Raw genomic sequence first — 26,575 nt, 5'->3', positions numbered from 1 at the left:
AGGCATCTCAGTCGATGCGCTCGTACTGGTTGTCAGCCTTGTACTCGTAGACGCCGATGGCGGCAGCCTGCGGGTCGCCGGCCTCGTCGAAGTCGACGTCGCCGGAGTAGCCGTTGTAGTTGGCCACGCCACCGTCGTTGATGATCTTCGCGCAGTCGGCGAACGAGGTGCACTCGGTGCCGTCGCCGGAACCGCCCGAGACCTCCTGCATCTTGGCAGCGACGTCCTTGCCCTCGGTCGACTTCGCGGCCAGCGCAGCCAGCGACATCAGCACGACGGCGTCGTACGCCTCAGCCGCGTAGGTCCAGTCCTCAACCTCGGGGTTGCCCGCCGCGGTCCAGTTGGCCTGCAGACGCTCCGTGAAGTCGTCGGGGAGCTTCGGGCCGGCCTTCGTGCCCTTCGCACCCGTCATGTCGATGGAGATCGCATCGGCGCTACCCGCGACGTACTGCTTCAGGTTGCCGTCCACCAGGTAGAAGTCCTTGGCCGAGAAGCCGGCGTTCACCAGCAGCGGGCCGATGGTCTTGAACTGGTCGTAGCTGACCACGGCGATGGCGTCGGGCTTCGCGGCAGCCACCGCGGAGACCTGCGAGTCGAACTGCGCGTCACCGACGTTGAACGACTCCTGCGCGACGACCTTTCCACCGCTGGCCTCGAAGTTCGACGCGATGGCCTCGTTCAGACCGGTGCCGTAGGCGTCGTTCTGGTAGATGATCGCGAGGTTCTTCTTCTGGTCGTCGGCCATGACGCCGGCGAGCACCTCACCCTGGAGGAGGTCGCTCGGCGCCGTGCGGAAGTACAGGCCGTTGTCGTCGATGGTGGTGAAGTCCGGCGACGTGTTCGACGGGGAGACCTCGACGATGTTGGCCGCGACGTTCTCCGGGAGGATGATCTTCGTGACGGCGGACGATGCCGCACCCACGAGACCGGTGATCCCGGCGTTGCGCAGTGTGGTCATGCTGGCGTCGTACAGCTTCGAGTCGGTGTCACCCTCGTCGCCCTCGGTGAGGTCGATGGTGATTCCGGCTGCCGCCTCGTTGACCTCCTTGACCGCGAGCGTGGTGCCGCCCGACATGGGCGGGCCGAGGAACGCGAGCGAACCGGTCTTCGGCAGGAGCGCACCCATCTTGAACGTGAGGTCCTGCGTGCTGCCCGAGCCCTCCGACGACGCAGCTGTCGACTCGCCGCCGGACGAAGCGGAAGGGGTGTCGCCGCTGCCGCCAGTGCTGCAACCGGCCAGCACGAGCGCGGACACTGCTGTCAGCGCCAGCCCGGCGAGCACCCGCGTGCGGCGCTTTCGCGTGAATTCGTACATAGTGTTCCTTTGCTCGAAACATGCGCGTCGTGCAATGACGCATCCGGATCGCTCCGGGTTTCCTGAAACACTATGGTGCGCGAAGGCCCGCGTGCGTATCAGACTGCTAACGATCCACAGCTTCGGTTTCGGTGCGTGCGACAGCCGCGCGAGCACGTCGCCCCGCCATCAGCGAATCCGTGACGAGGATCACGACCGCCACCCACACGATGCCGAAGCCGATCCATCGCTCCGGCGGCATCGGCTCGTGCAGGAGGAGGACGCCCACCAGGAACTGGAGGATCGGGGCGGCGAACTGCAGGATGCCGACCATCGTCAGCGGGATCCGCCGCGTCCCGATCGCGAACAGGAGCAGCGGGACCGCCGTGGTGATGCCGAGCCCCGCGATGAGGGCCACGTGTCCGATCCCGCCCACACCGATCGTGATGCCCGAGGCGACCGCAACGACGATGAGCTGGATGATGGCGACCGGCAGCAACCACACCGTCTCCAGGGTCAGACCGCTGACCGCATCCACGCTCGGTCCGATGCGGTTCTTCACCAGACCGTAGAAGCCGAACGAGAACGCCAGACCCAGGGAGATCCACGGCATCTCGCCGTACCCGATCACGATGACGATCACCGCGAGCGCGGCCACGCCGATCGCGGTCCATTGCAGCGGACGCAGCCGCTCGTGCAGCACGAGCACGCCGAGCAGCACCGACACGATCGGGTTGATGAAGTAGCCGAGGCTGCTCTCCACCACCTGACCGCCCTGAGCGGCCAGCACGAAGAGCTGCCAGTTGATGTAGACCAGTCCTCCGCCCAGCCCCGTCAGTGCGGCGAGTTTCGGGTTGCGGAAGATGGCGATCACGCGCGACCAGCCGCGGGTGATCGCGAGCGCCACGAGGCAGAACACCACAGAGAACACGATGCGCCAGGCGACGGTCTCCCACGCGCCGGTCGGCGCGAGGATGAGGAAATACACCGGAAGGATTCCCCACAGCACGTAGGCCGAGAGCGTACTCAGAAATCCGACGGTCTCGTCGCTGGCGCGGCGCTGCGCGGGTGCGCTCATCACTGCTTCCTCCGGGAGTCGATGACGGGAGTGGGTGCGGTCTCAATGCGCTGCATCGGCCCGGTTGCGGTGGTGGGGATGCCGCGCGCGAGTCGTCGCTCGCGGCGGCGGGCGCCGAGCGTGATGAGACTATCCACCACCAGCAACGCCACCGCGACCCACACGATTCCGAATCCGAGAAGGCGGGCGGGTGGCATCGGCTCGCCGAGGATCATGGCGCCGGCCACGAACTGGATGATCGGCTCGATGAACTGCAGGATGCCGATGTAGATCAGCGGAACCCGACGCGTCCCCGCGGCGAAGAGAAGAAGGGGCAGTGCGGTCACCAGCCCAGACAACGGCACCATGGCCGTGTTGAGTGCTCCGAGCGTCCCCCACTCCAGCCCGCGTGTGAGGGCGATCACCACCAGCTGGACCACGGCCATCGGCAGCGTCCAGAGGGTCTCGAGGGTCAGGCCACTGACGGCATCGACGCGTGCGCCGATCTTCTTCTTCACGAAGCCGTAGAACCCGAACGTCACGGCCATGAGCAGCGCCATCCACGGCACCATGCCATAGATCACCGACAGCACCACAACGGCGAGCAGCGACAGCCCGAACGCCGCCCACTGCAGCGGTCGGAGCCGTTCGTGGAAGAAGACGATGCCCAGCACCACGGAGATGATCGGAGTGATGAAGTAGCCGAGGCTGGATTCCAGCACATTTCCGGTGGTGGCCGCGAGGGTGAACAGGTACCAGTTCAGGTAGATGATCCCGGCGGCCAGCCCGCACAGCAACAGCACGCGTGGTTGGCGGATCACGGCGACGATGTTGGACCATCCGCGGGTGACAGCGACGAGGATGGCGCAGAACACCAGCGAGAACACCACGCGCCAGCCGACGATCTCGTCGGCCTGCAGCGGGATCAGCAGCAGGAAGAACAGCGGAACGATCCCCCACAGCACGTAGCTGCCCGAGGCGTAGAGGATTCCCTTCCCGCGCTCCTCCGCAGGGGCGCGGTCCGTCATCACTTCAGCAGTCTACGGCTCCCCCGCCTCCCGCCCCGTCCCCTCCTGGGAACGACGAAGGCCCGTGTGCGGGTGCACACGGGCCTTCAGACGAAAGCGTCAGCTGACGATCAGCGAACGACGACCGCCAGAACGTCGCGAGCGGAGAGCACCAGGTACTCGTCAGCGCCGAACTTCACCTCGGTGCCGCCGTACTTGCTGTAGAGCACGCGGTCACCGACGGCGACGTCGAGCGGAACGCGGTTGCCGTTGTCGTCGATGCGACCGGGGCCCACGGCCACGACCTCGCCCTCCTGGGGCTTCTCCTTGGCGGTGTCGGGGATGACCAGTCCACTGGCAGTGGTCTGCTCAGCCTCGACCTGCTTGATGACGATGCGGTCCTCGAGCGGCTTGATGGAAACCGACACGGTTTACCTCTTCCTTCTTGCGATTCAAGACTCGTTAGCACCCGCACTAGTCGAGTGCTAATGCCAGTGTAGGACGGCGGCTGGCACTCACGCAATGCGAGTGCCAATCCTTCAGGAACCGATCAGACTGCGCGGCCCGACGAGCGCGCCGTAGGCTGTCGGAGTGGAGATGAGCGAGCTGCGAGCCCTGCTGACGCCGGAGGGTCTCGCCCTCCTCGACGCCACCGGCGCAGTCGCCACGAGCGACGACGCCCTGCGTGCGGTCTCGCGACTCCGCGCCGCCGGACACGGCCCGGACCTCGTATCCGCGGTGGTCACCCAGGCGCGGCTGCGCACACGGGCGGCGGCGAAGTTCGGTCCGTTCGCCGAGCGGATGCTCTTCACGCGCGCCGGTCTCGAGCAGGCGACGCGCATGCCGGTCGCAGCCCGTCATGCCGGTCGCTTCCGTGCCGCCGGGATCACGAGTGTGGCCGACCTCGGCTGCGGGATCGGCGGCGACGCGCTCGCCTTCGCCGGTGCCGACCTGCGCGTGCTCGCAGTGGATGCGGACGAGGTCACCGCCGCCATCACCGCGTACAACCTCGCGATCTTCGGAGATGACGTCCGCGTCCGTCATGCCCGCGCCGAGGACACAGACCTCTCCGGCGTCGACGCAGCGTGGCTGGATCCCGCCCGTCGCACCTCCGGGCACTCCGAGACCACGCGGGTAGGCGCCGACGAGTACACCCCGTCGCTGCCGTGGGTCTACGAGTTGGCCGAACGGCTGCCCGTCGGCGTGAAGCTCGGCCCCGCTCACGATCGCGCCGAGATTCCCGCCGAAGCGGAGGCGCAGTGGGTGAGTGACGGCGGATCCGTGGTGGAGCTGGCCCTCTGGTTCGGAGCGCTCGCGCGGCCGGGGATCCGACGCTCCGCGCTGGTCATGCGCGGCCACGAGGCGCATGAGCTGACCGCATCGGCCGATACCGAGGATGAGCCGGTGCGTGCCCTGGGTGCGTTCCTGCACGAACCCGACGGCGCCGTGATCCGTGCACGGCTGATCGGCGAGGTGGCGCGCTCGCTGGATGCCGGCATGCTGTCCGCGGGCATCGCCTACGTGACCGGCGACGCCGCCGTCACCAGTCCGTTCGTGCAGTCGTTCCGCGTGCGCGAGGAGCTCCCGACCGACGTCAAGCAGCTGGCGCGCGCGCTGAAAGCGCGTGACATCGGCACCCTGGAGATCAAGAAACGCGGCGTCGACGTCGACCCTGCGGTACTGCGGCGCAAGCTCAAGCTCACGGGCAGCGCATCGGCCACGCTGTTCCTCACGCGGCGCGGCGACTCACGAATCGCGATCCTCGCGGACCGCGTAGATCCGGCCGGCAGGGACTGAGGCGTCGATGGCGGCTCCCGACCTCGAGCATCTGCGCACCTTCGTCACCGTGTACCGCACGGGCTCGCTGACCGAGGCCGCGGCGCTCCTCGGCCTCTCACAGCCGACGGTGACCGCTCGGATCAAGGAGCTGGAAGCGGCCGGCGGGCACCCGCTCTTCGAGCGAACGCGCAGTGGGGTGATCGCCACCGCCCGAGGCGATGAACTCGCCCGCGCAGCCGCGTCATCCGTCGACCTGCTCGATGACCTGCTCAGCTCGCACCTGAGTGCACCGGCAACCGCGATTCAGCTCGGGGGCCCGGCCGAACTGCTCTCCGCGATGGTGGTGCCGCGGCTCGCCGACGTGGTCGTCGCGATCGGCGCGCCCGTGCAGCTCACCTTTGGGGTGGCGGACTCGTTGGTGGAGATGCTGCGCGCCGGAACGCTGGATATCGTGGTCAGCGCCGTGCGCCCGCAGGCGCGGGGAATCTCCGCCGCACCGTTGTACGACGAGGAGTTCGTGCTCGTGGGCGCACCGCGGTGGCGTGACCACGCGGCTCGGGGCGACGCCGAGCCCGGGGCCGAGATCCCCGTGGTGGCCTATGCCCAGAACCTCCCGATCATCCGCCGCTACTGGCAGAGCGTCTTCGGTCGACGCCCGGAAGGGCTGACGGTCAGTGCGGTGATCCCCGACCTCCGCGGGGTACGGGATGCCGTGCTCGCCGGCGCCGGCATGTCGGTCCTCCCCGAATATCTTGTGCGTGACCACCTCACGCGCGGCGAGCTGGTGCTGTTGAACACCCCTGATGTCGCCCCGTTGAACACGGTGTACCTCGCGACCCGCTCCGGAGAGTCGGCTCGCAATCAGCGGGTGCGCGACCTCACGTCCGAGCTCCGCGCGATCATCCGCTGAAACCCCGGCAGGTGAGCGCGCTGCCCGGTTGCCGAGCGCGCGTCGTCTCGTTCACGCTCGCTCAGCAACCGCGCAACGACGACGTGCCGATGGGGTCCATCAGTCTGCCGATGACCGACGCACGAGGCGCCGCCAGACACTGAGGAAAACGAAAGGCACTCTCATGTCACGGATCCTCATGGTCGTCACGGCGGCTGACACTCTCGTCCTCGCAGACGGCACCACCCATCCCACCGGCTTCTGGGCAGAGGAGCTGGTTGTCGCGCGCCGGCTGCTGGCGGAAGCCGGCCACGACATCGTCCTCGCCACGCCGGGAGGACGGCGCCCTCCGGTCGATCCGGCCTCGCTGAACGCGTCCGTGGTCGGCGGCGAAGACCGCGCGGAGGAGTTTCGCGCTTCCCTCGAAGCCAGCGCTGCCTGGCTGGATGCGCCAGTGGCCCTCGCCACGATCGCGCAGGAGGAATTCGACGCGATCGTCCTGCCCGGAGGCCACGGTCCGATGCATGACCTGGCTTCGGATCCCGATCTCGGACGAATCCTCATCGACGCGAACGACCGCGGCGCGCTGATCGCGCCGTTCTGCCACGGACCGGCTGGTCTGCTCAGCGCTGTCACCGACCACGGCCGATTCGCCTTCGGCGGTCGCCGCATGACGGGCTTCACGCGGGAGGAAGAGCTCACGGGCGGTCTCGGTGCCAACGCACCCTGGTTCGTGACGGACCGCCTGAGCGATCTCGGCGCGATCGTCGAGGATGGCGCTGCGTGGACCAGTCACGTCGTGCGCGATCGCAACCTCATCAGTGGACAGAACCCGCAGTCCAGTGTCGCCGTGGCGGAGGCTGTGAACGCCGCGCTGAGCTCACGCTCGCGCTGAGGGCCCTGGCGGGTCCCTGAGCGTGCTCGCCGCTGGGCACCCTCAACAGCTCGGTTCAGAACCACCAGCCGACCTGGCGGCCAACCCACCAGATCCATCCCGCGCTGTAGATCAGCGAGAGGATGCTGAGCCCGATGGCCCAACGTCCGAGCGACGTGCTCTCCGCTGGTCGACGCACCGCAACGATCCCGAGGACCAGCGCGAAGATGCCGAGGGGGAACAGCCACCCCACAACGCAGGACCCGATGAGGGCCGAGATCGAGAACGACAGCGCGCTCCCGCCGATCCCCTTGCGCACGAGTGCGGCCGGAGCCCACAGCACCTCGGGCTGCGGGGCCGGCTGAGCGGTCGACTCATCGCCGACGGGCGGCGCGCCGCGCAGTTCCGGATCGTCCGCGGGGGCGGGGATCTGGCGGATCACCGAGACCTCGGCGGTCCAGCCGGTGTGCTCCGGGTCGATCTCGGCCAGGATGTCCTGCGACACCAGGTCCTCGCGGATGGCCGACTCGACCACGACATCGTCTCGGGAGGCGCTCCCGGGTGCCGGAACGCTGTCGGACGCTGCGTCGGGCTCGCGTCCGGCCACGCCACCGGTGCCCGGCGACGCGGATCCGGTGCCCGACTCGTCAGCCATCGCGACCGGCGCCGGCTGGCGCTACCTGGATCTCGGTGACCGGCAATGTCGAATCCGCCCCGAACGCCAGCGTCGACGCCTCGCGCCCGGACATGATCAGCTCGGAGGCGAGCCCGGCGATCATCGCGCCGTTGTCGGTGCACAGCGACAGCGGCGGGATCCGCACGGTGACGCCGGCCTTCGCTCCCCGTTCGAGAGCGACCTCACGCAGCCGGCGGTTGGCGATCACACCGCCGCCGAGCAGCAGACGGGGCACGTCGTACTGGGCGCAGGCGTCGAGCGCCTTCGTGACGAGCACGTCGACCACGGCCTCGCGGAAGCTCGCGGCGACATCGGCGATCGGGATCTCCTCTTCTGCGGCGCTCTTCTGCTCCACCCAGCGCGCGACGGCGGTCTTCAGCCCGGAGAACGAGAAGTCGTAGCGGTGCTCGGCCATGTCGCTGGCGCGGGAGAGTCCGCGCGGGAAACGAATCGCCGTCGGATTGCCGTCTGCCGCTGCACGATCGATCTGCGGACCGCCCGGATACGGCAGCCCCAGCAGGCGCGCCACCTTGTCGAAGGCCTCGCCGGCCGCGTCGTCCATGGTCTCGCCGAGCAGCTCGACATCGGTCGTGAGATCGCGCACCAGGAGCAGCGACGTGTGGCCACCGGACACCAGGAGGGCAACGGTCGGGTACTCGAGCGGCTCAGCGGAGTCGTCGAGAATGTCCGCGGCGATGTGTCCGACGAGGTGGTTCACGGCGTACAGCGGCTTGCCGAGGCCGACCGCGAGCGCCTTCGCGGCACCCACGCCGACCATCAGCGCGCCCGCCAGTCCGGGGCCGCTGGTGACGGCGACCGCATCGAGGTCGTCGAGAGTCACACCGGACTCGGCCAGGGCGGCCTCGATCGTCGGCTGCAGCGCCTCCAGGTGAGCCCTCGCAGCGATCTCGGGGATCACGCCGCCGTAGCGGGCGTGCTCGTCCATGCTGGAGGCGATCGTGTTGCTCAGCAGCGTGCGACCCCGCACGATGCCGATCCCGGTCTCGTCACAGCTGGACTCGATACCGAGCACCAGGGGTTCCGTGCGGTTCACGCGAGCTTCTCCTTCACGGCGGCGCTCAGCGCCAGCCTCATCACCACGGCGTCGACGTCGTCCGGCTGGTAGTAGCGCGGGCGACGGCCGATCTCCTCGAACCCTTCGGATGCGTAGAGGGCGCGGGCGGGTTCGTTGTCGTCACGCACATCGAGGAACACCTCGCGGGCACCGGCACCGATCGCGCGGCGCAGGAGCTCATGAAGCAGCATCCGCCCGAAGCCTTGACCGCGAGCCGCGGCAGCGACCGCGATGGTCTGCACGTCCGAATCCGGCGAGCCCGAGAGGGCGCGCAACCCCGCATAGCCGTGAGCCGTGCCGTGCTCGTCGACCAGCAGGATGTACTGGGTGTGCGGTGAGGCGAGCTCGTCGGCCATCGTGTTCTCCGACCAGGCGTCGGTCGGGAACGAGGCGTGCTCCAGGGCCATGATGGCGGCGAGGTCCTGGGCCCCGGCATCGCGCAGGATCATGCTCCGGCCCTCGGGGGAACGGTCTTGGGCGCGGCGACGTCCGGAGAGCGCAGGTACAGCGGCTCGTCCGGACCGATGATCCGCCCCGCGGCGATCGCACGCGCCGCGACCCGGCCCAGGAGGCCGGCATCGAGCTGCTCGGCTTCACCCCAGATCCACCCGGTGAGCGCGATCTCCGCCTCGGCACGGTTCACGAGGCCCGGCTCCGCATGGCGCACGGGGAGTCCGTCGGCGTCGATGCCGGTGTACGCGGTCCAGGCGATCTCGCGACGGCGCGCGTCGGTGGCCACGACGAACTCCGCGTCGTGGTCCGCCTCCAGAAGGCCGAGCGCGATCGCGTCGTGGCTCACCACCGGCACCACCGCGGCACCACGCGCGAGCGCGAACGTCCGAGCCGCCGCGATTCCGATGCGGAGCCCGGTGAAGGGGCCGGGTCCCATCCCCGCCGCGACGTGCGTGATGACGGGATCCCCCGCTTCCCGGAGCACGCGCACCAGCAGATCGCCGATCACCTCGGCGTGGCCGAGGCGGTCATCCGTATGCGCTTCGGCGAGCACGGCGCCGTCACGATCGACCACGGCGACCGCGGAACCCAGGGACGTATCGATCGCGAGAATCACCCCTCCAGGGTATCCCGCCGGTTCCTGAGCGAGGAGCTTGCGACAAGGCGAAGGGCGCCAGCAACCGAGGGGCTGACGCTACGGATGAGACGTGATGCGGATGTGGCGGGTGGTGTCGCCATCGAGGTCGTCGTCGGCCACGCCACCGACATCTTCACCGGTGGGGCGTTCGATCTCGATCTCCCACCAGTGATCGCGAAGACCGTCGACCATCCCCTGCCCCCACTCGACGATCACCACGGAACCGTCGACGTCGAGGTCGAGATCGTCCAGCTCTGCGGCGGAGCCAAGGCGATACGCATCGACATGGATGAGCGCAGGGCCGCTCACGAGGGACGGGTGTGTGCGGGCGATGACGAACGTGGGGCTCTGCACCGGTCCGCGCACCCCGAGTCCGGCACCGATCCCCCGCGTCAGCGTCGTCTTGCCAGCGCCGAGCGCTCCGGTGAGCACGATCAGATCCCCTGCGACGAGGGATTCACCGATCCGACGACCCAGCGCCTCCATATCGGCGGCCGTGTCGACGGCGACCTCCCCGAGAAGCGCCTCGTTCACGCCGTCACTCCGTCCGTCGGGCTGGAGACCTCACGACGCGGCACCCGGCCGCTGATGCGCGTGACGATCTCGTAGTTGATCGTGTCTGCGGCATCCGCCCACGCTTCCACGGCCGGATCCCCCGTGGCGGGGTCGCCGAACAGCACGACCTCGTCGCCCACCGCGACCGGAGCATCGCCGACGTCCACGATGAACTGATCCATCGCGATGCGGCCCGACACGCGATGGACCGCGTCACCGATCCGCACCGGGGCGCGATTGGAGGCCTGCCGCGGAATCCCGTCGGCATAGCCGAGCGGCACGAGCGCCAGCGTGGTCTCCCGCTCGGTGCGATAGGTGTAGCCGTACGAGAGTCCGGTTCCGGCAGGAACACGACGGACGTTCGCCACCGTTCCCCGCAGCGTCATGCTGGGGCGCAGGCCCAGCTCGGCCGCGGAGAATCTGTCGGGGTCCGGGCTGAGGCCGTGCAGTCCGATGCCGATGCGCACCAGATCCAACCGTGTCTCCGTGAGGGCGAGCGCGGCGGCCGTGGCGGCGATGTGTCGCACCCGCGGACGGATGCCGATCGCGGCGGCGCGGTCGACGCCGTCAAGGAATGCGGCAAGGGCCGCACGATCATCGGCGTCGGAGGTGTTGGAGACGTGCGAGAACAGCCCGTCGATGTCGAGCACACCCGACTCCTGTGCGCGGAGGGCGACCGCGAACGCCTCGTCCCAGTGCTCCGGGGGCAGCCCATTGCGACTGAGTCCGGTCTCGAGCTTGAGATGCACGCGCGCGGGAACCGCTACCGATCCGGCATCGATCGCGGCGGTGAGCTGCTCGAGCGTGGACACGCCGATCGTGATGCGCTCCGCCACCGCTCGTTCGAACCGCGTGCCGGGGGCATGCAGCCACGACAGGATGTCGGCCGTGATGCCGGCTTCGCGCAGTTCGAACGCCTCGGACAGATCGGTGACGCCGAGCATCACCGCACCGCCGGCGAGCGCGGCACGGGCGGTGCGGACGGCACCGTGGCCGTAGGCGTTCGCCTTCACGACCGCGAGGACGGGGGTTCCGGTGAGCGCACCGAACGTCCGGGTGTTGGTCGTGATCGCCTGGGTGTCGATCACCGCTTCGCGCAGCACCTGAGCGGCTGAATCGGGAACCATCACAGACCTTTCCGGCCGGCCGGACGATCCGACCGGAGCTCGGCGATCACGTACGCCGTCGCGAATCCGCCGTCGTGCGACATCGAGACGTGCATCGTGCTGATGCCGCGTGCGATGACCGTGGCAGCGGTCGCACCGGTGAGGGAGAAGAACGGACGCCCCTCGGGATCGTTTCGCACCTCGATCTCGCGCCAGTACACCCCGTCCGACCCGCCGAGCGCCTTGATGAAGGCCTCCTTGGCGGCGTAGCGGGCGGCGAGGGACCTCGCCGGCATCGGCTGCTCGTTCGCGGTGAACAGTCGCTCGCGCAGACGCGGAGTCCGCTCGAGGGTGCGTTCGAAGCGCGCGATGTCGACGAGGTCGACGCCGATGCCGGCGATCATGCTCACGGGTTCGCGCTCACTCCACCGTCACGGACTTGGCCAGGTTGCGCGGCTGGTCCACATCAAGTCCCTTCGCGGTGGCCAGAGCCATCGCGAAGACGTGCAGCGGAACGACGGCGAGGATCGGCTCGAAGAGCGGCTCGGCGAGCGGGATGCGCAGCACCTCGTCGGCGAACGGCAGCACCGCGGCGTCGCCCTCCTCGGCGATCACGATGACGCGCGCGCCGCGAGCGCGGATCTCCTGGATGTTGGAGACCACCTTCGCGTGCAGCAGCGACGAGTGGCGCGGCGAGGGGACGATGACGAACACCGGCTGACCGGGCTCGATGAGCGCGATCGGTCCGTGCTTGAGCTCGCCCGCCGCGAAGCCCTCGGCGTGGATGTAGGAGATCTCCTTGAGCTTGAGAGCGCCCTCCATCGCGATCGGGAATCCGACGTGACGACCGAGGAACAGGACGGAGCGGGTGTCGGCCATCCAGTGTCCGAGCTGACCGATGCGCTCCTGCTGCTCCAGCACGCGGCTGATCTTGGCGGGAATCGCCTCCAGCTCGCGCACGTGACGCGCGCCCTCGTCCGCGCTGATCGTGCCGCGGATGCGACCGATGTGCAGGCCCAGCAGCAGCAGAGCCGTGATCTGCGCGACGAACGCCTTCGTGGAGGCGACCGCCACCTCGGGGCCGGCGTGCGTGTAGACCACCGCATCGCTCTCGCGCGGGATCGTGGCGCCCTGGGTGTTGCAGATGCTGAGCGTCTTCGCGCCCGCCTCGCGGGCGTACTTCACCGCCATGAGGGTGTCCATCGTCTCGCCGGACTGACTGATGGACACCACCAGCGTGTCGGGGCCGATCACCGGATCGCGGTAGCGGAACTCGTGCGCGAGCTCCACGTCGGCGGGAATTCGGGCCCAGGCCTCGATGGCGTACTTGCCCACCTCGCCCGCGTACGCGGCGGTGCCGCAGGCGACGATGATGATGCGCGAGATCCCGGCGAAGAGCTCGTCGAGACCATCGAGTTCGGGGATGACGACCTGTCCGTCCTGCAGGCGTCCGCGGATGGTGTTGGCCACGGCCTCGGGCTCCTCGGAGACCTCCTTGGCCATGAAGCTCGGCCAGCCGCCCTTCTCCGCGGCCGCGGCATCCCAGTTGACGGTGAACTCCTCCGCCTCGACCGGGTTGCCGTCGAAGTCGGTGATCTCCACGCCACCAGGCGTGATCGCGACGATCTGGTCCTGTCCGATCGCCAGGGCGCGACGAGTGTGCTCCACGAAGGCGGCCACGTCGGAGCCGAGGAAGTTCTCGCCGTCGCCGAGACCGATCACGAGCGGCGAGTTCCGACGAGCGCCCACCACGAGGCCGGGGCTGTCGCGGTGGGTGGCGAGGATGGTGAAGGCACCTTCGAGGCGACGCACGACGGCACGGAAGGCATCACGCAGGTCGCCCGTGGCGCGGTACTCGCGGCCGAGCAGGATGGCCGCGACCTCACTGTCGGTCTCCGAGCGGAACGTGTACCCCTCGGCGAGGAGCTCGTTCTTCAGCTCGGAGAAGTTCTCGATGATGCCGTTGTGGATGAGGGCGAGGCGGTCGTCGTCGGCGAGGTGCGGGTGGGCGTTCTCGTCGGTCGGTCCACCGTGCGTCGCCCAGCGCGTGTGACCGATGCCGGTCGATCCGTCCGGCATGGGCGCTGCGGCGAGATTCTCGCGCAGCACGCTGAGTTTGCCGGACTTCTTGCGCATGTCCAAGCCGCCGTCATCGTCGATGACCGCGATTCCGGCGGAGTCGTAGCCCCGGTATTCGAGCCGGGCGAGGCCGGCCAGCAGAATGGGCTGGCTCTGGCGAGCACCCACGTATCCAACGATTCCACACATGGTCCTGATTCTAGGGGCGAGCCCCGAGGCGTTCCTGTGCCCTGTGTGGAGCGGGCGTCACAGCTTGCGGAGAGAGACCCGCTCGACGCTGTGCCCGGGTCCCTTGCGGAGGATGAGGCTGGCGCGGTGTCGGGTGGGAAGCACGTTCTCCACCAGGTTCGGCATGTTGATGTCGTTCCAGTACCCGAGCGCGGCCTGTTCGGCCTCGGCATCCGTGAGGTGTGCGAAGACGTTGAAGTAGGAGTGCGGGTTGCTGAAGGCGCCCTGGCGCAGCTCCAGGAAGCGGTCCACGTACCATCTCTCGATGTGGCGCGTGTCCGCGTCCACGTACACCGAGAAGTCGAACAGGTCGCTCACCGCTACCTCGTTCGGGCTGGGCGGTGGTTGCAGCACGTTGAGTCCCTCGACGATCACCACGTCCGGGCGCCGCACCACGACGTGCGCGTCGGGCACGATGTCGTAGCGCATGTGGGAGTAGAAGGGCGCGCGCACCTCTTCGGCACCGGATTTCACCTCGGTGAGGAACTCGATCAGGGCCCGCCGGTCGTAGGACTCCGGAAAGCCCTTGCGATCCATCAGCCCACGCCGCTCCAGCTCGGCGTTGGGGTAGAGGAAGCCGTCGGTGGTCACCAGTTCGACGCGCGGGGTATCGGACCAGCGGCTGACGAGCTCGCGCAGCAGTCGCGCCACGGTGGACTTGCCGACGGCGACCGAACCGGCCACCGCGATCACGAACGGCGTCGTGACGTCAGGCTCATTCAGAAACGCCGCTGTGTCGGCGCCGAGGCGCTTGGTGGCGGCGGCGTAAAGGCTGAGGAGGCGGCTCAGCGGCAGGTAGACCTCCCGCACCTCAGTGAGATCCATCCGATCGCCGAGCCCGCGCAGCTGGACGAGCTCCGGCTCGGTGAGGGGTTGCGGCATCCCCTGCGCGAGCTGTGCCCACTCCGCGCGGGTGATGTCGCGGTACGGGCTCAGCGGCGATGCGGGCGCGGCGGGCATTCCGCCATGCTATCGCGGCCGTCCGGGCGTCGCGCACGGGCCAGTGCCCTAGCGTGGGAGCTATGCAGCGCATCGCTTTCCTCGACGTCGACGGCACGATCATCGATTCGCTGGGACGCATCGACCCCACCACGATCACCGCGGTGCGCGAGGCACGCGCCCGCGGGCACCGCGTGTTCCTCTGCACGGGTCGCGCGGAGACCGAGATCGCGCCGCCGGTGCGGGAGATCGGCTTCGACGGCATCGTCTCCGCGGGCGGCGGGTTCGTCACGATCGACGGTGAACTGATCATCGAGCGCGCGATGCCCAAGGCTCTCGCGACCGAGCTGCTCGACTTCCTCCGCGCCGAGGATCTGCCCGCCGTGCTGCAGACTTTCACCGGAACGTACGCGGAATCCGCCGCCGTGGAGCGGATCACCGCCGGGGCGATCCGCGCGCATGAGGCTCTGGCCGCCGCGGGAGTGGACGTCACGCACGCGGGAGCCGCCGAGCCGACGGTGCGCGACATCGCCGAGGCTCCCGAGGACGTTCGCGATCACATCGCCAAGGTGGTCTTCGTCGGCGACGACCACGGCGCGTACGACCGCACGGTCGCGGGTCTCGGCGACCGCTTCCACATCGTGACCGGGTCCATCCCGTTCCTCGGTTCCGCGAGCGGCGAGATCTCGGGCCCCGGCGTGAACAAGGGCACCACGATCGAGCTGCTGCTCCCGCGCCTCGGCTTCACCCGCGAGCAGGCCATCGGCATCGGCGACAGCCCGAACGATCTGGAGATGTTCGCGGCGTGCGGTGTCTCGGCCGCGATGGGCAACGCCACCGACGCGGTGAAGTCCGCGGCGTCGGAGGTCACCACCGCGGTGCTCGACGGCGGCGTGCACACGGTGTTCGCCCGCCACGGCCTCCTCTCCTGACGCGGACCCGCCCCCCGCCGCCGAGGGACGGCCGCCTCCGCGCGAGTCCCCGTCCCCGCGCGAGGCGCTCACCATGTCCCGCGAGAATTCCATCTGTGGGCGACAATCGCCGCGTTGCGCGGATTCTCGCCCACAGACGGAAGTCTCGCGGGTTATGGGGTGACGGTGAGCGGGGTCGAGACGGGGAGGGCGTCGGCGGAGGGGCCGGCGGCGACCGTGTACTCGCCGGGCTGGACGCGAAGGGCACCGGCGTGCACCCAGTCCGACGGCGCGTCGGGGAGGCGAACATCGTCATCCCACACGGCGAGACGATCCACGGCAAAGCTCACGACGACCTCGGCCACCTCACCCGGCTGCAGGGTCACTCGGCGGTAGCCGACCAACGCACGACGAGGGCCGACGATCGCGTGCTCGTGCGCACCCGTGACATACACCTGCACCAGTTCCTCGGCGACACGATCGCCGATGTTCGCCACCGTCACCCGGGCCTGGATGTCGCCGGCGACGCCGAGTGCGGCATGACGGTGCGTCGGTGCCGGAGCGGCCACCGCGGCGGACGGGAGAACCACCGACCGATACTCCACCTCCGAGTACGTGAGCCCGTGACCGAATGCGAAGGCGTACGGCTGGCCCTGGTGACGGTAGGTCGCGTGCTGTCGACGCGTGTCGTAATCGAACAGGTCACCGGCCTGCGCGGGATCGGCCGGCCACGACTGCGCGAGCCGACCGGTGGGTTCGGTGTCCCCGCTCAGAACATCCGCGAGGCCGGACCCGAGCTCCTGTCCGCCATGGCTCGACCAGACGACGGTGGACGCCGCTTCGGCATCGCCGAGCACGTAGGGATAGCTCGACACGATCGTGAGCACGGTGCGCGGGTTCGCCTCCCGGGCGGCGCGCCAGAGAGACGTCGCCGAACGCGGCAGGAAGAGGTGCGGGCGATCCTCGGTCTCGCGACCGGCGATATGCGGATCGTTGCCCACCACCGCGATGACGACGTCCGCAGCCGCGGCAGCACGAGCTACCTCCGCGGCACCGGAGCGGACCGGGCGCACATCGAAGCGCTCCGCGGTGTCGAGCGTCACGGCATCGGCGAGCACCAGCCCGCCGTTGCGCGACACCCGCACCCAGCGGCCGGTCCCCAGGTGCAGCAGCGACCAGGTGCCGTCGGCGTGCACGGTGCGTCGGAAGGTCTCCTGCGCCACCCAGCCGCCCACCCGCGCGGCATCCGCGCGCATAGGCCACGCTCCGCCGGTGAGGAGCCTGCCGCTGGCGGCGGAGCGAAGCGTCAGCACACCGTCACCCCAGTCCGTCACGTCGAACAGCGTTGACGCATCGGCGCTCGCAGCGGAGGCGCGCACCTGTCCGTCCTCATCCACCGACAGGTATCCGCCGCGATCGGAGCGCAGCGCGACGGTGTCGGCTCCCGTCACGACCGTGACCTCCGCGTTCGGGTACCGCGCCCGGAGTCCGTCCGCGACGCTCACCGCGTACGGCGGGGTTCCGGCATACCAGTCGGTGAGGACCACGTCCGCGAGCGGCCCGATGACCGCGACTGAGCTCGGCTGCGCAAGCGGCAGCAGCTCGTGGTCATTGCGCAGCACCACCACCGATCGCGCCACAGCCTCACGCGCCAGCGCGCGAGCGTGCGGCTGATCCAGGTGATCCGCGGTGATCGAGCCCCACGGGTCGGCGGGGCCGTCGAACTCCCCGCTGCGCACGCGCATCTCCAGCACGCGCGTGGCGGCAGCATCGATGTCCGCCTCCGTCAGCAGGCCGGCCGCGAGCGCCCCGCGCAGGTGCTCCAGCGTGGGCTCGGCGTTCGCGTCGTTGTCGGTGAACGAGTCGACCCCGCCGCGCACGAGGGCCGCGGCGGCGTGCACGTGGTCCGGCTCCGCGTCCTGCACGGTGACCACGAACGTCGGGGCACCGGCGTCGGTGACCACGAGCAGCGACTCGTCCGTCCAGCTGCGTGCCTCCGCCACCAGCTCCGGCTGCGTGTGCGCGGGGCGTCCGTTGACCAGGTTGTACGCGAGCATCATCCCGCCGGCCGCGCCAGACTCGATCGCCGGACGGAACGCGGGCAGCTCCTCCTCGTGAAGGGTGCGCAGCGACATCTCCGAGTCGGTGGCCGACCGGTCGGTCTCGTTGCTGTAGGCGAGGAAGTGCTTGAGGGTGGGCACCGTGCGCCACACCGACTGATCACCGCGCAGACCGCGGGAGTACGCCTCCCCGAACTGCCCCGTGAGGTGCGGATCCTCCGAGTAGCCCTCCTCATTGCGCCCCCACGCGGGGTGGCGGAGAGTGTTGACGACCGGCGCCCACACGTTGAGGCTCACCGCCGGATCAGCGGCGCGCTTGGCGCGCACCTCCTCACCCGTCACCGCGCCCACGCGCTCGATGAGGTCGGTGTCCCAGGTCGCCGCGAGTCCCACCGCCTGCGGGAACACCGTCGCGATGCCGAGCCACGCGACGCCGTGCAGCGCCTCGCACCCGGTATGGAACGGTCCGATGCCCAGGCGCTCGATCGCAGGGACGGCCTGGTGCAGCAGCGAGAGTCGTTCCGCACTGTTCAGACGCGACAGCAGATCGGCGGCACGCTGGGCGACGGACAGCGACGTGTCGCGGAAGGCCTCGCCACTCATGCGTTCACCTCCGCCAGGTCGATGGCCAGCGTTCCGGCGGCATCGGCGGACACCACCGCATCTCCGACCTGGAGACTCCAGCCAGCCCGCGCATCGGTGCTGCTCGCGGTGATCCGCGCACCCTCGCGGCGGACGCGGAAGCTCGCGGCGGAACCGGTCGACGACGCGACCGTGGTGACCGCGTCATATCCGTCCGGCAGGTCGAAGCAGCGCAGCGTGACGCCGTCGGCCCAGTCGTAGTCGGGTCGGGACTCCACCGCTCCCCAGGGGAGCACCGTTCCGCCGCGCACCCGCAGCGGCACGCTCAGCACGTCATGCTGCTCGCTGACCCATCGACGTCCTTCGACCCTGTCGCCGTGCAACAGCGAGGTCCACGACCCCTCCGGCACGTAGTACTCGACGTCACCCGTGGCCGTGAACACCGGGGCGACCAGCAGCGCGTCACCCAGCATGTACTGCGTGTCGGCGTCGAAGCCGCTGCGGTCTTCCGGAAACTCGAGCACCATCGGTCGCATCATGGGGATGCCCTCGGTGTGCGCCTGCTCGGCGATGCCCATCAGGTACGGCATCAGCCGCATCTTCAGGCGCGTGAACGCGCGCGTCACCGTCACGGCCTCCTCATCGAACAGCCACGGCACGCGCAGACTGGACGATCCGTGCAGCCGCGAGTGCGACGAGAGCAGTCCGAACGCCAGCCAGCGCTTGAACAGATCGGCGTCCGGTGTGCCCTCGAAGCCGCCGATGTCGTGGCTCCAGTATCCGAAGCCCGACAGCGCCAGCGACAGTCCGCCGCGCAGGGATTCGGCCATCGACGGGAAGGACGAGTCGTTGTCTCCGCCCCAGTGCACCGGGAACTGCTGCCCGCCGACCGTAGCCGACCGCGCGTACAGCACCGCCTCGCCGACACCGCGCTTGGCCTCGAGCGCTCGGAACACCGCCTCGTTGTAGAGCTGCGGATAATAGTTGTGCATGCGCTGCGGGTCGGAGCCGTCGAACCAGACCACGCCCTCGGTGGGGATGCGCTCGCCGAAGTCGGTCTTGAAGCTGTCCACGCCCTGCTCCATCAGGCGCTCCAGGTGCGCCACGTACCAGTCGGTGGCGTCGGGGTTCGTGAAGTCCACGATGCCCATTCCCGCCTGCCACAGATCCCACTGCCACACGCCGCCGTCGGTGCGGCGCAGCAGGTACCCCTTCTCCGCGGCCTCGGCGAACAGTCGCGAGCGCTGCGCGATGTACGGGTTGATCCACACCGACACCTTCAGCCCCCGCTCGTGCAGTCGCTGCAGCTGTCCCTCGGGGTCCGGGAACGTGCGCGGATCCCACTCGAAGTCGGTCCACTGGTACTCGCGCATCCAGAAGCAGTCGAAGTGGAACACGCTCAGCGGCAGGTCCCGCTCGGCGAATCCGTCGATGAAGGAGTTCACCGACGCCTCGTCGTAGTCCGCGGTGAAGGAGGTGGTCAGCCACAGCCCGAACGACCAGGCGGGCACTCGTGCCGGCCGACCGGTCAGCGCGGTGTACCGCCGCAGCACCTCTTTGGGCGTTCCGCCACCGATCAGGAAGTAGTCGAGCGTCTCCCCCGGGACCGAGAACTGCACGCGGGTGTTGACCTCCGAGCCCACCTCGAAGGAGACGGCGTCGGGGGTGTTCACCAGCACGCCGTATCCGCGAGTGGTGAGGTAGAAGGGAATCGACTTGTAGGACTGCTCGCTGGCCGTGCCGCCGTCGGCGTTCCAGCTCTCGATCACCTGGCCGTTCTTGGCGAACGCACCGAAGCGCTCCCCGAATCCGAAGACCCGCTCGCCGGGTTCCAGGCCCAGCTGCTGGTGGATCCAGGTGTCGCCCGCGGTCGTACCGTCCAGTCCCGTGGCCGTCATGTGGCCGACCGAGCGCGGCAGGGACGAGGTGAGCACCCGATCGCCCTGCTCGAACGACACGTTCCAGCCGTCGCGGGAGACGCGCACTCGCACGTCGCCGCTCTCCAGCACTCCCCCGTCGTCCGTGACCGAGACCCGCGGAACGAAACCGTGCTCGCCGCGGACGACGAAGTCCGGACCGCGATGCACGCCCCCGGCGTGACGCTCCACGCGCACCCGGACCACGCCCGGTGCGGGCGAGGAGAACACGACCGTGATCATCGGCCGGTTCAGCGTGTCGCCGCGGTGGCGAATCGCCGCGGTGGGCGCGTAGACCGTGAGCGTGCCGGCCTCCTCATCGATGCGGATGTCATCGACTGTCGTCGCGTACAGCGGTGCATAGCCGGCTCGGGTCAGCCAGTAGCCGTCGGTGAACTTCACGAGGGGTGCCTTTCGGTCAGGGCGCGGACGTCGCCGGGGCCGACGGCCACGACGGTCGGGACTTGTTCGCCGGTGAGGAGGTCGGTGAGGCCCTCCGCCACGGCGAGTTCCACGGGCGAATCACCGTGGTTGAGGAGGAACAGCACGTCGCCGCGCCGCACCGCCTCGAGATCTGCGGGCAGCGGCTCGGCGCTGCCATGCGCTCCCACGACACCGGAGGCATCGATCACGGAGTTCACAATCGCCGCGAGCGCGGCGTCATCCGGCACGGTGGCGAGATACCAGGCCGCACCGTCGCCCACGCGATGGCGGGTGACCGCCGGACGCCCGGCCAGGTCACCGGCGTCGAACGACGCGAGGGTCTCCGCGCCCTCGGCACGCAGTCGTTCGGCGAGGATGGATGCGGTCGCGCCCGCGGGCACGCCAGCACCGGTGAGCGGGGTCGGCGCGTCGGGGAGCCCCGCCCACTCCTCGCCACTGGCACCGATCAGCTCACGCAGGAGGACGGGCGAGCGCCCCGGGATCACCTGCGCGTTCTCGTCGGCGACGCCGCTGAAGGCCCCGATCACCACCTGAGCGCCGGCGCGTGCGGCAGCGGCCAGAGCATCGGCTGTCGCGGGCTCGATGATGTACGAGTGCGGCACCAGGATGACGCGATAGTCACCCAGAGAGTCGCGCGGGCCCACCACGTCCGCGGAGATGCCGCGACGCCAGAGCACCGCGTACCAGCGGTTGACCTGCTCCAGGGTACTGAGGCGCGTCGTGGGGCGCGCGGGCTCCTCCCCCGCCCACCACGACGACCAGTCGAACAGCACGGCTACATCCGTCGCGATGCGCTGGCCGGCCACGGCGCGGAGGGCGCGGAGGTCGCGCCCTTGCTGCACGATGCCGCGGAACACGTCCGAGTCCGCCCCCGCGTGCGGGAGCATCGCGGAGTGGAAGCGCTCGGCACCGGCGCGCGCCTGTCGCCACTGGAAGAAGCACACCGCGTCGGCACCGCGGGCGACCGCCTGCAGCGAGTTGCGACGCGCGCTCTGGGCGCTGCGCGGCAGATTGTGCTCACGCCAGGAGACCGCGCTGACGGCCTGCTCCATGAGCATCCAGGGTCGCCCGTGGCCGAGGGATCGCATCAGATCCTGCACGAGCGCCGTTTCGGCAGCTGCGGTCGGCCGTGCCGGGTCGGGGTACTGGTCGTCGGAGATGACGTCGACGTCGTCCGCCCAGCTGCGGTAGTCGACGTGGGCGAAGAAGCCCATGAAGTTGGTGGTGATCGGCTGGGCCGCACCGGTCGCACGGATCGCCTCCCGTAGTTCTCGATGCACAACGCGGAGCTGATCGGAGCTGTAGCGGCGGAAGTCCAGCGACTGGGTCGGATTCACGAGGTACGGCATGCGCCGCGGCGGGAGGATCTCCGCGAAATCGTCGTAGCGCTGCGACCAGAATGCCGTGCCCCAGGCCCGGTTGAGCCCGTCGATGTCTCCGTAGCGCTCACGCAGCCAGAGGCGGAACTCGCGCGCCGCCTCGTCCCCGTAGTCCACCTGACCGAACTCGTTGCCGATGTGCCACATCCGCACGGCCGGGTGGTCGCGATAGCGTTCGGCGAGGTCCCGGGTGATCGCCAGCGCGTGCTCGCGGTAGACGCGCGACGCCGGGGTGAACTGGTTCCGCGATCCGGCGACGAGCCGCACACCGTCGGCGTCGACCGGAAGCACCTCGGGGAACCGGACACCGAGCCACGGTGGCGGTGATGCGGTCGGCGTCGCCAGGTCCACCGCGATGCCGCCGGCGTGCAGCAGATCCAGCACGTCATCGAGCCACGCCCACTCGCGTGCCCCGGGCCGCGGTTCGATCATCGCCCAACTGAACACCCCGACCGTGACGAGGTTGACCCCCGCGCGCTGCATCAGCGCGATGTCCTCGATCCACGTCTCGCGCGGCCACTGCTCCGGGTTGTAGTCGCCGCCGAACAACAGGCCGCGCTCGGCTGTCAGCTCAGCGAAGGCGTGGGTGGCCACGGTCATCGGGGGCATGTCGTCTCTTCCCGGTCTCCATCGACGCGAATTGTCGAAGCGTTTCAACACTGAGAAGTTATACTAACCAGATGTCGATGTCCACGGAGATCCATGACGCTCTCCACACGCTGCGATACCGCCGTCCGGTCGAGATCTGGACCGACGCGCTGCCCGTCGGAAACGGGCATCGCGCCGCGATGTGCGCGGGCAGGCGCGGGGGCGATCGGCTGTGGCTCAACGACGCGACCGCGTGGTCTGGTGGCGTGGAGACGGACCCGCTCGTCGGGGCTGTGGATCGGGGCCCCGCGGCTCTGGCCGCCGTGCGCAGGGCTGTGGACAATGGCGATCATGCCGAGGCGGATCGACTCCTGCGCCGGCAGCAGACGACGTGGGCGGAGGCGTACCTGCCACTGGCCACCCTCGATGTCACGGTGCTCGACGCGCCGACGCCCGATGAGCCCGCATTCGACGCCACGGTGCGCACACTGGATCTGCGCACCGCCGTCGCGGCCCACGTCTACGACGGGATCCGACACGAGACCTGGGCTGATGCCGTCACAGGCGCCCTCGTGCACCGCATCTCGGCACCGGAGCCGGTCCGCATCGCCCTCGCCCTGGACAGCCTGCTGGAGGTGTCCGATCCTCCGCGGGTAGCTGCAGGAGCCCTCACCCTGGGCCTGCATCTGCCCGTGACGCTGGCGCCGTCGCACGCGGTGACGGATGAGCCGATGCGCTACGACCACGACGCCGGCCGACGCGGTGCCGTGGTGGTGCGCGCCGAGGGCCCGCTGACCGCGACCGGCGGCCGCACGGTCACCGATGCGCGACAGGTTCATGTGCTCGTGATCGGCACCGCGACCGGCGACGCCACCGCAGACGTCTTCGCAGCGGCCTCGCGGATCGCCGCCCCCGATCCCGATCAGGCGGCGCACGTGAACGCTCACCGCGAGCTCTACGATCGGTGCGCCCTGGTGCTGCCGTCTCCGGACGACGTCACCGAGATCGACACGGACGACCGCGTGGATCGTGCCCAACACCGTGCCGACTCAGGCCTCAGCGCACTGCTGTTCCACTACGCGCGCTATCTGCTGTTGTCCTCTTCTCGGCCCGGTGGTCTGCCGGCGAATCTGCAGGGCATCTGGAACGCCGAGCTGCCGGGCCCCTGGTCCAGTGGCTACACCACCAACATCAACCTTGAGATGGCTTACTGGTCGGCCGAGGTCACCAACCTCAGCGAGACCCACGATCCGCTTCTCGACTGGATCGACCGCGTCTCCGCCGGTGCGGGCGCAACGACGGCGCGCGAGCTCTACGGCGTGGGCGGCTGGGTGATGCACCACAATTCCGACCCCTGGGGCCATGCCGGTGCGGTGGGTGCCGGTGCCGGCGACACGGCGTGGTCCACGTGGCCGCTCGGCGGCGTGTGGCTGGCCCTGCACCTGGGCGACCGGATCGACTTCTCTGCCGATCCCGCAGCTGCAGCGGCCGCTGCCTGGCCGGTGCTGGAGCGCACCGCCCACTTCGCGCGGGAGTGGATTCAGACCGACGGAACACGCGCATGGACGAGCCCGTCCACGTCCCCGGAGAACAACTTCGTCCGCGCCGACGGCACGGTCGGCGCGGTGACGACCTCGGTCACGATGGACGCCACTCTCCTGCGCGAGCTGGCGGCCCTCTGCCAGCGGACAGCAACCATCCTCGGTCGCGACGACGCCTGGATCGCGAAGCTGACGGCACTCACCGCCCTGCTACCCGCCCTCACCGTCCGTCCCGACGGGCGGATCGAGGAATGGGACGCGTCGCGACCGCCGGCCCAGGATGCGGAGCCGGACCACCGGCACCTGTCGCACCTCGTGGGTCTGTTCCCCCTGACGCAGATCTCGCGGGAGCGCACCCCCCACCTGGCCGATGCCGCGGCTCGCACCATCCTCGCGCGGGGAGCCGAGACCACCGGTTGGGCGCTGGCCTGGCGCGCCGCGATGTGGGCGAGGCTGCGCGACGGCGAACGTGTCCACGACCAGCTTCTGATGTCCCAGCGCCCGGCGATCGCCGACGGCATGGCTCATCGCGGCGGGGTGTATCGCAACCTCTTCAGCGCTCATCCTCCGTTCCAGATCGACGGCAACCTCGGCCTCGGAGCCGCGATCGCCGAAGCCCTCCTGCAGTCGCACGAGGGTCGCATCGACCTGCTCCCCGCCCTCCCCTCCGCCTGGCCGGACGGGGAGGTGTGGGGCCTGCGAGCCCGCGGCGGGATCACCGTCGACCTGCAATGGCGCAGCGGTAGGGTGACCGAAGTACGATTGCGCAGCGCACGGCCGCAGACCGTCCGCGTCACCGGACCCGGTCTACCCGAGACCGCCCACACCGTGAGCCCCGACCAACGTGTCCTCATCCGACACGACTCGGCCGATTCGAAGGACCTCTGATGCCCACCATCGCCGACGTCGCAGCCGCTGCCGGAGTCTCCATCTCCACCGTGTCGTACGTCATGAGCGGCAAGCGCACGATCTCGCAGGAGACCCGCGAGCGGGTCGAGCAGGCCATCGAGCAGCTCAACTACAGCCCGCACGCGAGCGCCCGCTCGCTGGCGTCCCGAGCCACCAACGTGATCGGACTGCAGGCTCCGCTGCGAAGCGGCGTTGATGTGCACGTGGTGATGGAGATCGTCGCGGGCATGGTGCAAGAGGCACGCGCGAACCGATACGACCTGCTGCTGCTCACCGACGATCGCCCCGACACTCTCACGCGGGCCACTCGCGGGTCGCAGGTGGATGCGCTGCTCGTGATGGATGTCGAATCCGACGACCCCCGCATCACCACGCTCGCCGAGCTCGACACCCCGAGCGTGCTGGTCGGGCTTCCCACCACGACAGCTCCGATCACCTGCGTGGACTTCGACTTCGAGGCTGCGGGACGGCTGGCAGCCACGCGCCTCATCGAGCTCGGCAACACGCGCATCGCGCTGGTGGGAGCCCCCGCCGAGGTGCTCGAGCGGCACACGTCGTATGCCGATCGCCTGGTGGCCGGCTTCGTCGGCGCGGCGGAGGAGCAGGGCGTGACGGCGAGCGTGCACCCGTGCCCGAGCGACGCCGAGGCGGTGCCGGTCGTCGCCCGCCTGCTGGAGGAGAACCCGGATATCACCGGTGTTCTGCTGCATAACGAGGGCGCTCTGCCGCACGTGGCACCGCGACTGATCGGCGACGAGGGGCATCACCGCGATGTCATCGCACTGTGCCCGGCCGACCTGTCGCGATCGGTTCCCGGCCTCGCCGATGCGATCGACATCCCGGCGTCGAACATCGGCGTGCACGCCACACGGACCCTGCTGCAGCTGCTCGACGGAGCCGAGACCGCGCGGGTGCAGCTGCTGCCACCTTCCCTCCAGTCCGCCGCGGCGGCGACCACGGCGACCACGTCATGAAGCTCAATCCGGAAGATCGCGGGCTGCAGGGGCTCAGCACGTTCGTCTCGCTCATCCTGCTCAACGTGCTCTACCTCGTGCTGTGCGTTCCGATCGTGACCATCGGTGCCGCAACTACCGCGCTGTACGAGGTCATGATCCGTTTCTCCGACGAGGAGAGCGGGCGGCCGCTCAACGACTTCCTCCCCGCCTTCGCCCGCAACTTCCTGCGAGCCACCGCGCTGTGGCTCACCTGCGCGATCCCGCTGGCGCTGCTCGTGATCTCCGCCGTGTTCTGGCTGACCAGCCCGAGCACCATCGGCCTCGCCGCCGCGCTGCTCTCGGGCCTGGCCGCCGCCTACGTCTTCGCGGCGACGCTGTACGCGTTCGCCCTCGCGGCCACGCACGTGAACACGTTCCGTCAGACGCTGAAGAACGCGTTCCTGCTGCCCTTCGCCGAGCCGGTGCGCACCCTCGGCATCGTGCTCATCCCCGTGACGCTGGTTGCACTCAGTGTCATCATGCCGCCGTTCACGATCATCCTCGCCACCATCGGCTGCTCCATCGGCGCCTATGGCACCGCGTTCCTCCTGCGCGGCGTCTTCCGCCGCCACCAGCCGGCTGCCTGACGGACACGAGAACGG

At 69.4% G+C, this 26,575-nt stretch carries 23 protein-coding genes; 7 read left to right on the top strand and 16 right to left on the bottom strand.

Annotation, left to right across the window (positions count from 1 at the left end; translation table 11 throughout):
- Positions 1-7: 7 nt before the first annotated feature.
- The 4 genes from ABTV68_RS04505 to groES all read right to left on the bottom strand — a co-directional run bounded on the left by ABTV68_RS04505 (position 8) and on the right by groES (position 3,786).
- Positions 8-1,315 carry an ABC transporter substrate-binding protein gene (locus ABTV68_RS04505; protein WP_433676426.1) on the bottom strand — a complete coding sequence of 436 codons (1,308 nt, stop codon included), beginning with the start codon at positions 1,313-1,315 and terminating at the stop codon, positions 8-10.
- 106 nt (positions 1,316-1,421) lie between these two features.
- Positions 1,422-2,372, bottom strand: a complete 951-nt coding sequence (gene rarD / locus ABTV68_RS04500) for an EamA family transporter RarD (protein WP_433676425.1) — start codon at positions 2,370-2,372, stop codon at positions 1,422-1,424.
- On the bottom strand, positions 2,372-3,379 hold the full coding sequence (gene rarD / locus ABTV68_RS04495; protein ID WP_433676424.1) for an EamA family transporter RarD: 1,008 nt from the start codon (positions 3,377-3,379) through the stop codon (positions 2,372-2,374). The genes rarD (ABTV68_RS04500) and rarD (ABTV68_RS04495) overlap by 1 nt, the downstream gene beginning before the upstream one ends.
- Positions 3,380-3,489: 110 nt before the next feature.
- Entirely contained in the window at positions 3,490-3,786 is a 297-nt protein-coding gene (gene groES / locus ABTV68_RS04490; RefSeq protein ID WP_039394204.1) for a co-chaperone GroES, read from the bottom strand.
- 163 nt (positions 3,787-3,949) lie between these two features.
- Here groES and ABTV68_RS04485 point away from each other — a divergent pair, with 163 nt between their 5' ends.
- The 3 genes from ABTV68_RS04485 to ABTV68_RS04475 all read left to right on the top strand — a co-directional run bounded on the left by ABTV68_RS04485 (position 3,950) and on the right by ABTV68_RS04475 (position 6,921).
- On the top strand, positions 3,950-5,155 hold the full coding sequence (locus tag ABTV68_RS04485; protein WP_433676423.1) for a THUMP-like domain-containing protein: 1,206 nt from the start codon (positions 3,950-3,952) through the stop codon (positions 5,153-5,155).
- 7 nt (positions 5,156-5,162) lie between these two features.
- Positions 5,163-6,047, top strand: a complete 885-nt coding sequence (locus ABTV68_RS04480) for a LysR family transcriptional regulator (protein WP_433676422.1) — start codon at positions 5,163-5,165, stop codon at positions 6,045-6,047.
- Between the two features lie 163 nt (positions 6,048-6,210).
- Complete coding sequence (locus ABTV68_RS04475) at positions 6,211-6,921, top strand: type 1 glutamine amidotransferase domain-containing protein (RefSeq protein WP_433676421.1); 711 nt, start codon at positions 6,211-6,213, stop codon at positions 6,919-6,921.
- A 55-nt stretch (positions 6,922-6,976) separates the two neighbouring features.
- On the opposite strand, the gene ABTV68_RS04470 is transcribed toward ABTV68_RS04475, so the two are convergent.
- The 9 genes from ABTV68_RS04470 to coaA form a co-directional block, all read right to left on the bottom strand.
- A complete protein-coding gene (locus ABTV68_RS04470) occupies positions 6,977-7,555 on the bottom strand; it encodes a hypothetical protein (RefSeq protein WP_433676420.1) in 579 nt (192 codons plus the stop codon).
- A complete protein-coding gene (tsaD, locus tag ABTV68_RS04465; RefSeq protein ID WP_433676419.1) occupies positions 7,548-8,630 on the bottom strand; it encodes a tRNA (adenosine(37)-N6)-threonylcarbamoyltransferase complex transferase subunit TsaD in 1,083 nt (360 codons plus the stop codon). The genes ABTV68_RS04470 and tsaD overlap by 8 nt, the downstream gene beginning before the upstream one ends.
- Positions 8,627-9,100: a ribosomal protein S18-alanine N-acetyltransferase gene (gene rimI, locus ABTV68_RS04460; RefSeq protein WP_433676418.1), complete on the bottom strand. Its 474-nt coding sequence runs from the start codon at positions 9,098-9,100 to the stop codon at positions 8,627-8,629. The genes tsaD and rimI overlap by 4 nt, the downstream gene beginning before the upstream one ends.
- Entirely contained in the window at positions 9,097-9,720 is a 624-nt protein-coding gene (gene tsaB, locus ABTV68_RS04455) for a tRNA (adenosine(37)-N6)-threonylcarbamoyltransferase complex dimerization subunit type 1 TsaB (RefSeq protein ID WP_433676417.1), read from the bottom strand. Before tsaB ends, rimI begins: the two co-directional genes overlap by 4 nt.
- A 78-nt stretch (positions 9,721-9,798) precedes the next feature.
- A complete protein-coding gene (gene tsaE, locus ABTV68_RS04450; RefSeq protein ID WP_433677542.1) occupies positions 9,799-10,227 on the bottom strand; it encodes a tRNA (adenosine(37)-N6)-threonylcarbamoyltransferase complex ATPase subunit type 1 TsaE in 429 nt (142 codons plus the stop codon).
- A gap of 44 nt (positions 10,228-10,271) precedes the next feature.
- Positions 10,272-11,423, bottom strand: coding sequence for an alanine racemase (gene alr / locus ABTV68_RS04445; RefSeq protein WP_433676416.1), 1,152 nt, complete (start codon positions 11,421-11,423; stop codon positions 10,272-10,274).
- Positions 11,423-11,806 (bottom strand): holo-ACP synthase, encoded by a 384-nt coding sequence (locus tag ABTV68_RS04440; RefSeq protein WP_433677541.1) that lies wholly within the window; start codon positions 11,804-11,806, stop codon positions 11,423-11,425. Before ABTV68_RS04440 ends, alr begins: the two co-directional genes overlap by 1 nt.
- Before the next feature lie 16 nt (positions 11,807-11,822).
- Positions 11,823-13,670: a glutamine--fructose-6-phosphate transaminase (isomerizing) gene (glmS, locus tag ABTV68_RS04435; RefSeq protein ID WP_433676415.1), complete on the bottom strand. Its 1,848-nt coding sequence runs from the start codon at positions 13,668-13,670 to the stop codon at positions 11,823-11,825.
- Between the two features lie 57 nt (positions 13,671-13,727).
- A complete protein-coding gene (gene coaA / locus ABTV68_RS04430) occupies positions 13,728-14,669 on the bottom strand; it encodes a type I pantothenate kinase (RefSeq protein WP_433676414.1) in 942 nt (313 codons plus the stop codon).
- A gap of 62 nt (positions 14,670-14,731) precedes the next feature.
- On the opposite strand from coaA, the gene ABTV68_RS04425 reads away from it, so the two are divergent.
- Positions 14,732-15,580 carry an HAD family hydrolase gene (locus ABTV68_RS04425; RefSeq protein WP_433676413.1) on the top strand — a complete coding sequence of 283 codons (849 nt, stop codon included), beginning with the start codon at positions 14,732-14,734 and terminating at the stop codon, positions 15,578-15,580.
- Between the two features lie 152 nt (positions 15,581-15,732).
- Here ABTV68_RS04425 and ABTV68_RS04420 read toward each other — a convergent pair whose 3' ends face one another.
- From ABTV68_RS04420 to ABTV68_RS04410, 3 genes are read right to left on the bottom strand one after another with little or no spacing between them, the layout of a single operon-like run.
- Positions 15,733-18,222 (bottom strand): glycoside hydrolase family 3 C-terminal domain-containing protein, encoded by a 2,490-nt coding sequence (locus tag ABTV68_RS04420; RefSeq protein ID WP_433676412.1) that lies wholly within the window; start codon positions 18,220-18,222, stop codon positions 15,733-15,735.
- On the bottom strand, positions 18,219-20,519 hold the full coding sequence (yicI, locus tag ABTV68_RS04415; protein WP_433676411.1) for an alpha-xylosidase: 2,301 nt from the start codon (positions 20,517-20,519) through the stop codon (positions 18,219-18,221). Before yicI ends, ABTV68_RS04420 begins: the two co-directional genes overlap by 4 nt.
- A complete protein-coding gene (locus ABTV68_RS04410; protein WP_433676410.1) occupies positions 20,516-22,549 on the bottom strand; it encodes a beta-galactosidase in 2,034 nt (677 codons plus the stop codon). Before ABTV68_RS04410 ends, yicI begins: the two co-directional genes overlap by 4 nt.
- A gap of 71 nt (positions 22,550-22,620) precedes the next feature.
- Here ABTV68_RS04410 and ABTV68_RS04405 point away from each other — a divergent pair, with 71 nt between their 5' ends.
- From ABTV68_RS04405 to ABTV68_RS04395, 3 genes are read left to right on the top strand one after another with little or no spacing between them, the layout of a single operon-like run.
- Positions 22,621-24,957 carry a glycosyl hydrolase family 95 catalytic domain-containing protein gene (locus ABTV68_RS04405; RefSeq protein WP_433676409.1) on the top strand — a complete coding sequence of 779 codons (2,337 nt, stop codon included), beginning with the start codon at positions 22,621-22,623 and terminating at the stop codon, positions 24,955-24,957.
- A complete protein-coding gene (locus ABTV68_RS04400) occupies positions 24,957-25,952 on the top strand; it encodes a LacI family DNA-binding transcriptional regulator (protein ID WP_433676408.1) in 996 nt (331 codons plus the stop codon). Before ABTV68_RS04405 ends, ABTV68_RS04400 begins: the two co-directional genes overlap by 1 nt.
- Positions 25,949-26,560, top strand: a complete 612-nt coding sequence (locus ABTV68_RS04395; RefSeq protein WP_433676407.1) for a YesL family protein — start codon at positions 25,949-25,951, stop codon at positions 26,558-26,560. The genes ABTV68_RS04400 and ABTV68_RS04395 overlap by 4 nt, the downstream gene beginning before the upstream one ends.
- The last annotated feature ends 15 nt before the right edge of the window (positions 26,561-26,575 follow it).

Origin of the sequence: Microbacterium gorillae (genome assembly GCF_050990725.1) — a bacterium.
Taxonomy (GTDB): Bacteria; Actinomycetota; Actinomycetes; order Actinomycetales; family Microbacteriaceae; genus Microbacterium; species Microbacterium gorillae_A.
The sequence above is the reverse complement of the archived record's forward strand: the minus strand, read 5'-3'. Positions and strand labels throughout refer to the sequence as shown.

Excerpts from the sequence above, each read along its gene's own strand:
- ABTV68_RS04395 (WP_433676407.1), top strand. The coding sequence starts at position 25,949 with ATGAAGCTCAATCCGGAAGATCGCGGGCTGCAGGGGCTCAGCACGTTC.
- ABTV68_RS04440 (WP_433677541.1), bottom strand. The coding sequence starts at position 11,806 with ATGATCGCCGGCATCGGCGTCGACCTCGTCGACATCGCGCGCTTCGAA.
- ABTV68_RS04475 (WP_433676421.1), top strand. The coding sequence starts at position 6,211 with ATGTCACGGATCCTCATGGTCGTCACGGCGGCTGACACTCTCGTCCTC.
- ABTV68_RS04425 (WP_433676413.1), top strand. The coding sequence starts at position 14,732 with ATGCAGCGCATCGCTTTCCTCGACGTCGACGGCACGATCATCGATTCG.
- coaA (WP_433676414.1), bottom strand. The coding sequence starts at position 14,669 with ATGCCCGCCGCGCCCGCATCGCCGCTGAGCCCGTACCGCGACATCACC.
- rarD (WP_433676424.1), bottom strand. The coding sequence starts at position 3,379 with ATGACGGACCGCGCCCCTGCGGAGGAGCGCGGGAAGGGAATCCTCTAC.
- ABTV68_RS04405 (WP_433676409.1), top strand. The coding sequence starts at position 22,621 with ATGTCGATGTCCACGGAGATCCATGACGCTCTCCACACGCTGCGATAC.
- ABTV68_RS04480 (WP_433676422.1), top strand. The coding sequence starts at position 5,163 with ATGGCGGCTCCCGACCTCGAGCATCTGCGCACCTTCGTCACCGTGTAC.
- ABTV68_RS04470 (WP_433676420.1), bottom strand. The coding sequence starts at position 7,555 with ATGGCTGACGAGTCGGGCACCGGATCCGCGTCGCCGGGCACCGGTGGC.
- glmS (WP_433676415.1), bottom strand. The coding sequence starts at position 13,670 with ATGTGTGGAATCGTTGGATACGTGGGTGCTCGCCAGAGCCAGCCCATT.
- ABTV68_RS04410 (WP_433676410.1), bottom strand. The coding sequence starts at position 22,549 with ATGCCCCCGATGACCGTGGCCACCCACGCCTTCGCTGAGCTGACAGCC.
- ABTV68_RS04400 (WP_433676408.1), top strand. The coding sequence starts at position 24,957 with ATGCCCACCATCGCCGACGTCGCAGCCGCTGCCGGAGTCTCCATCTCC.
- alr (WP_433676416.1), bottom strand. The coding sequence starts at position 11,423 with ATGGTTCCCGATTCAGCCGCTCAGGTGCTGCGCGAAGCGGTGATCGAC.
- rimI (WP_433676418.1), bottom strand. The coding sequence starts at position 9,100 with ATGATCCTGCGCGATGCCGGGGCCCAGGACCTCGCCGCCATCATGGCC.
- ABTV68_RS04505 (WP_433676426.1), bottom strand. The coding sequence starts at position 1,315 with ATGTACGAATTCACGCGAAAGCGCCGCACGCGGGTGCTCGCCGGGCTG.
- tsaE (WP_433677542.1), bottom strand. The coding sequence starts at position 10,227 with ATGGAGGCGCTGGGTCGTCGGATCGGTGAATCCCTCGTCGCAGGGGAT.
- rarD (WP_433676425.1), bottom strand. The coding sequence starts at position 2,372 with ATGAGCGCACCCGCGCAGCGCCGCGCCAGCGACGAGACCGTCGGATTT.
- ABTV68_RS04420 (WP_433676412.1), bottom strand. The coding sequence starts at position 18,222 with ATGAGTGGCGAGGCCTTCCGCGACACGTCGCTGTCCGTCGCCCAGCGT.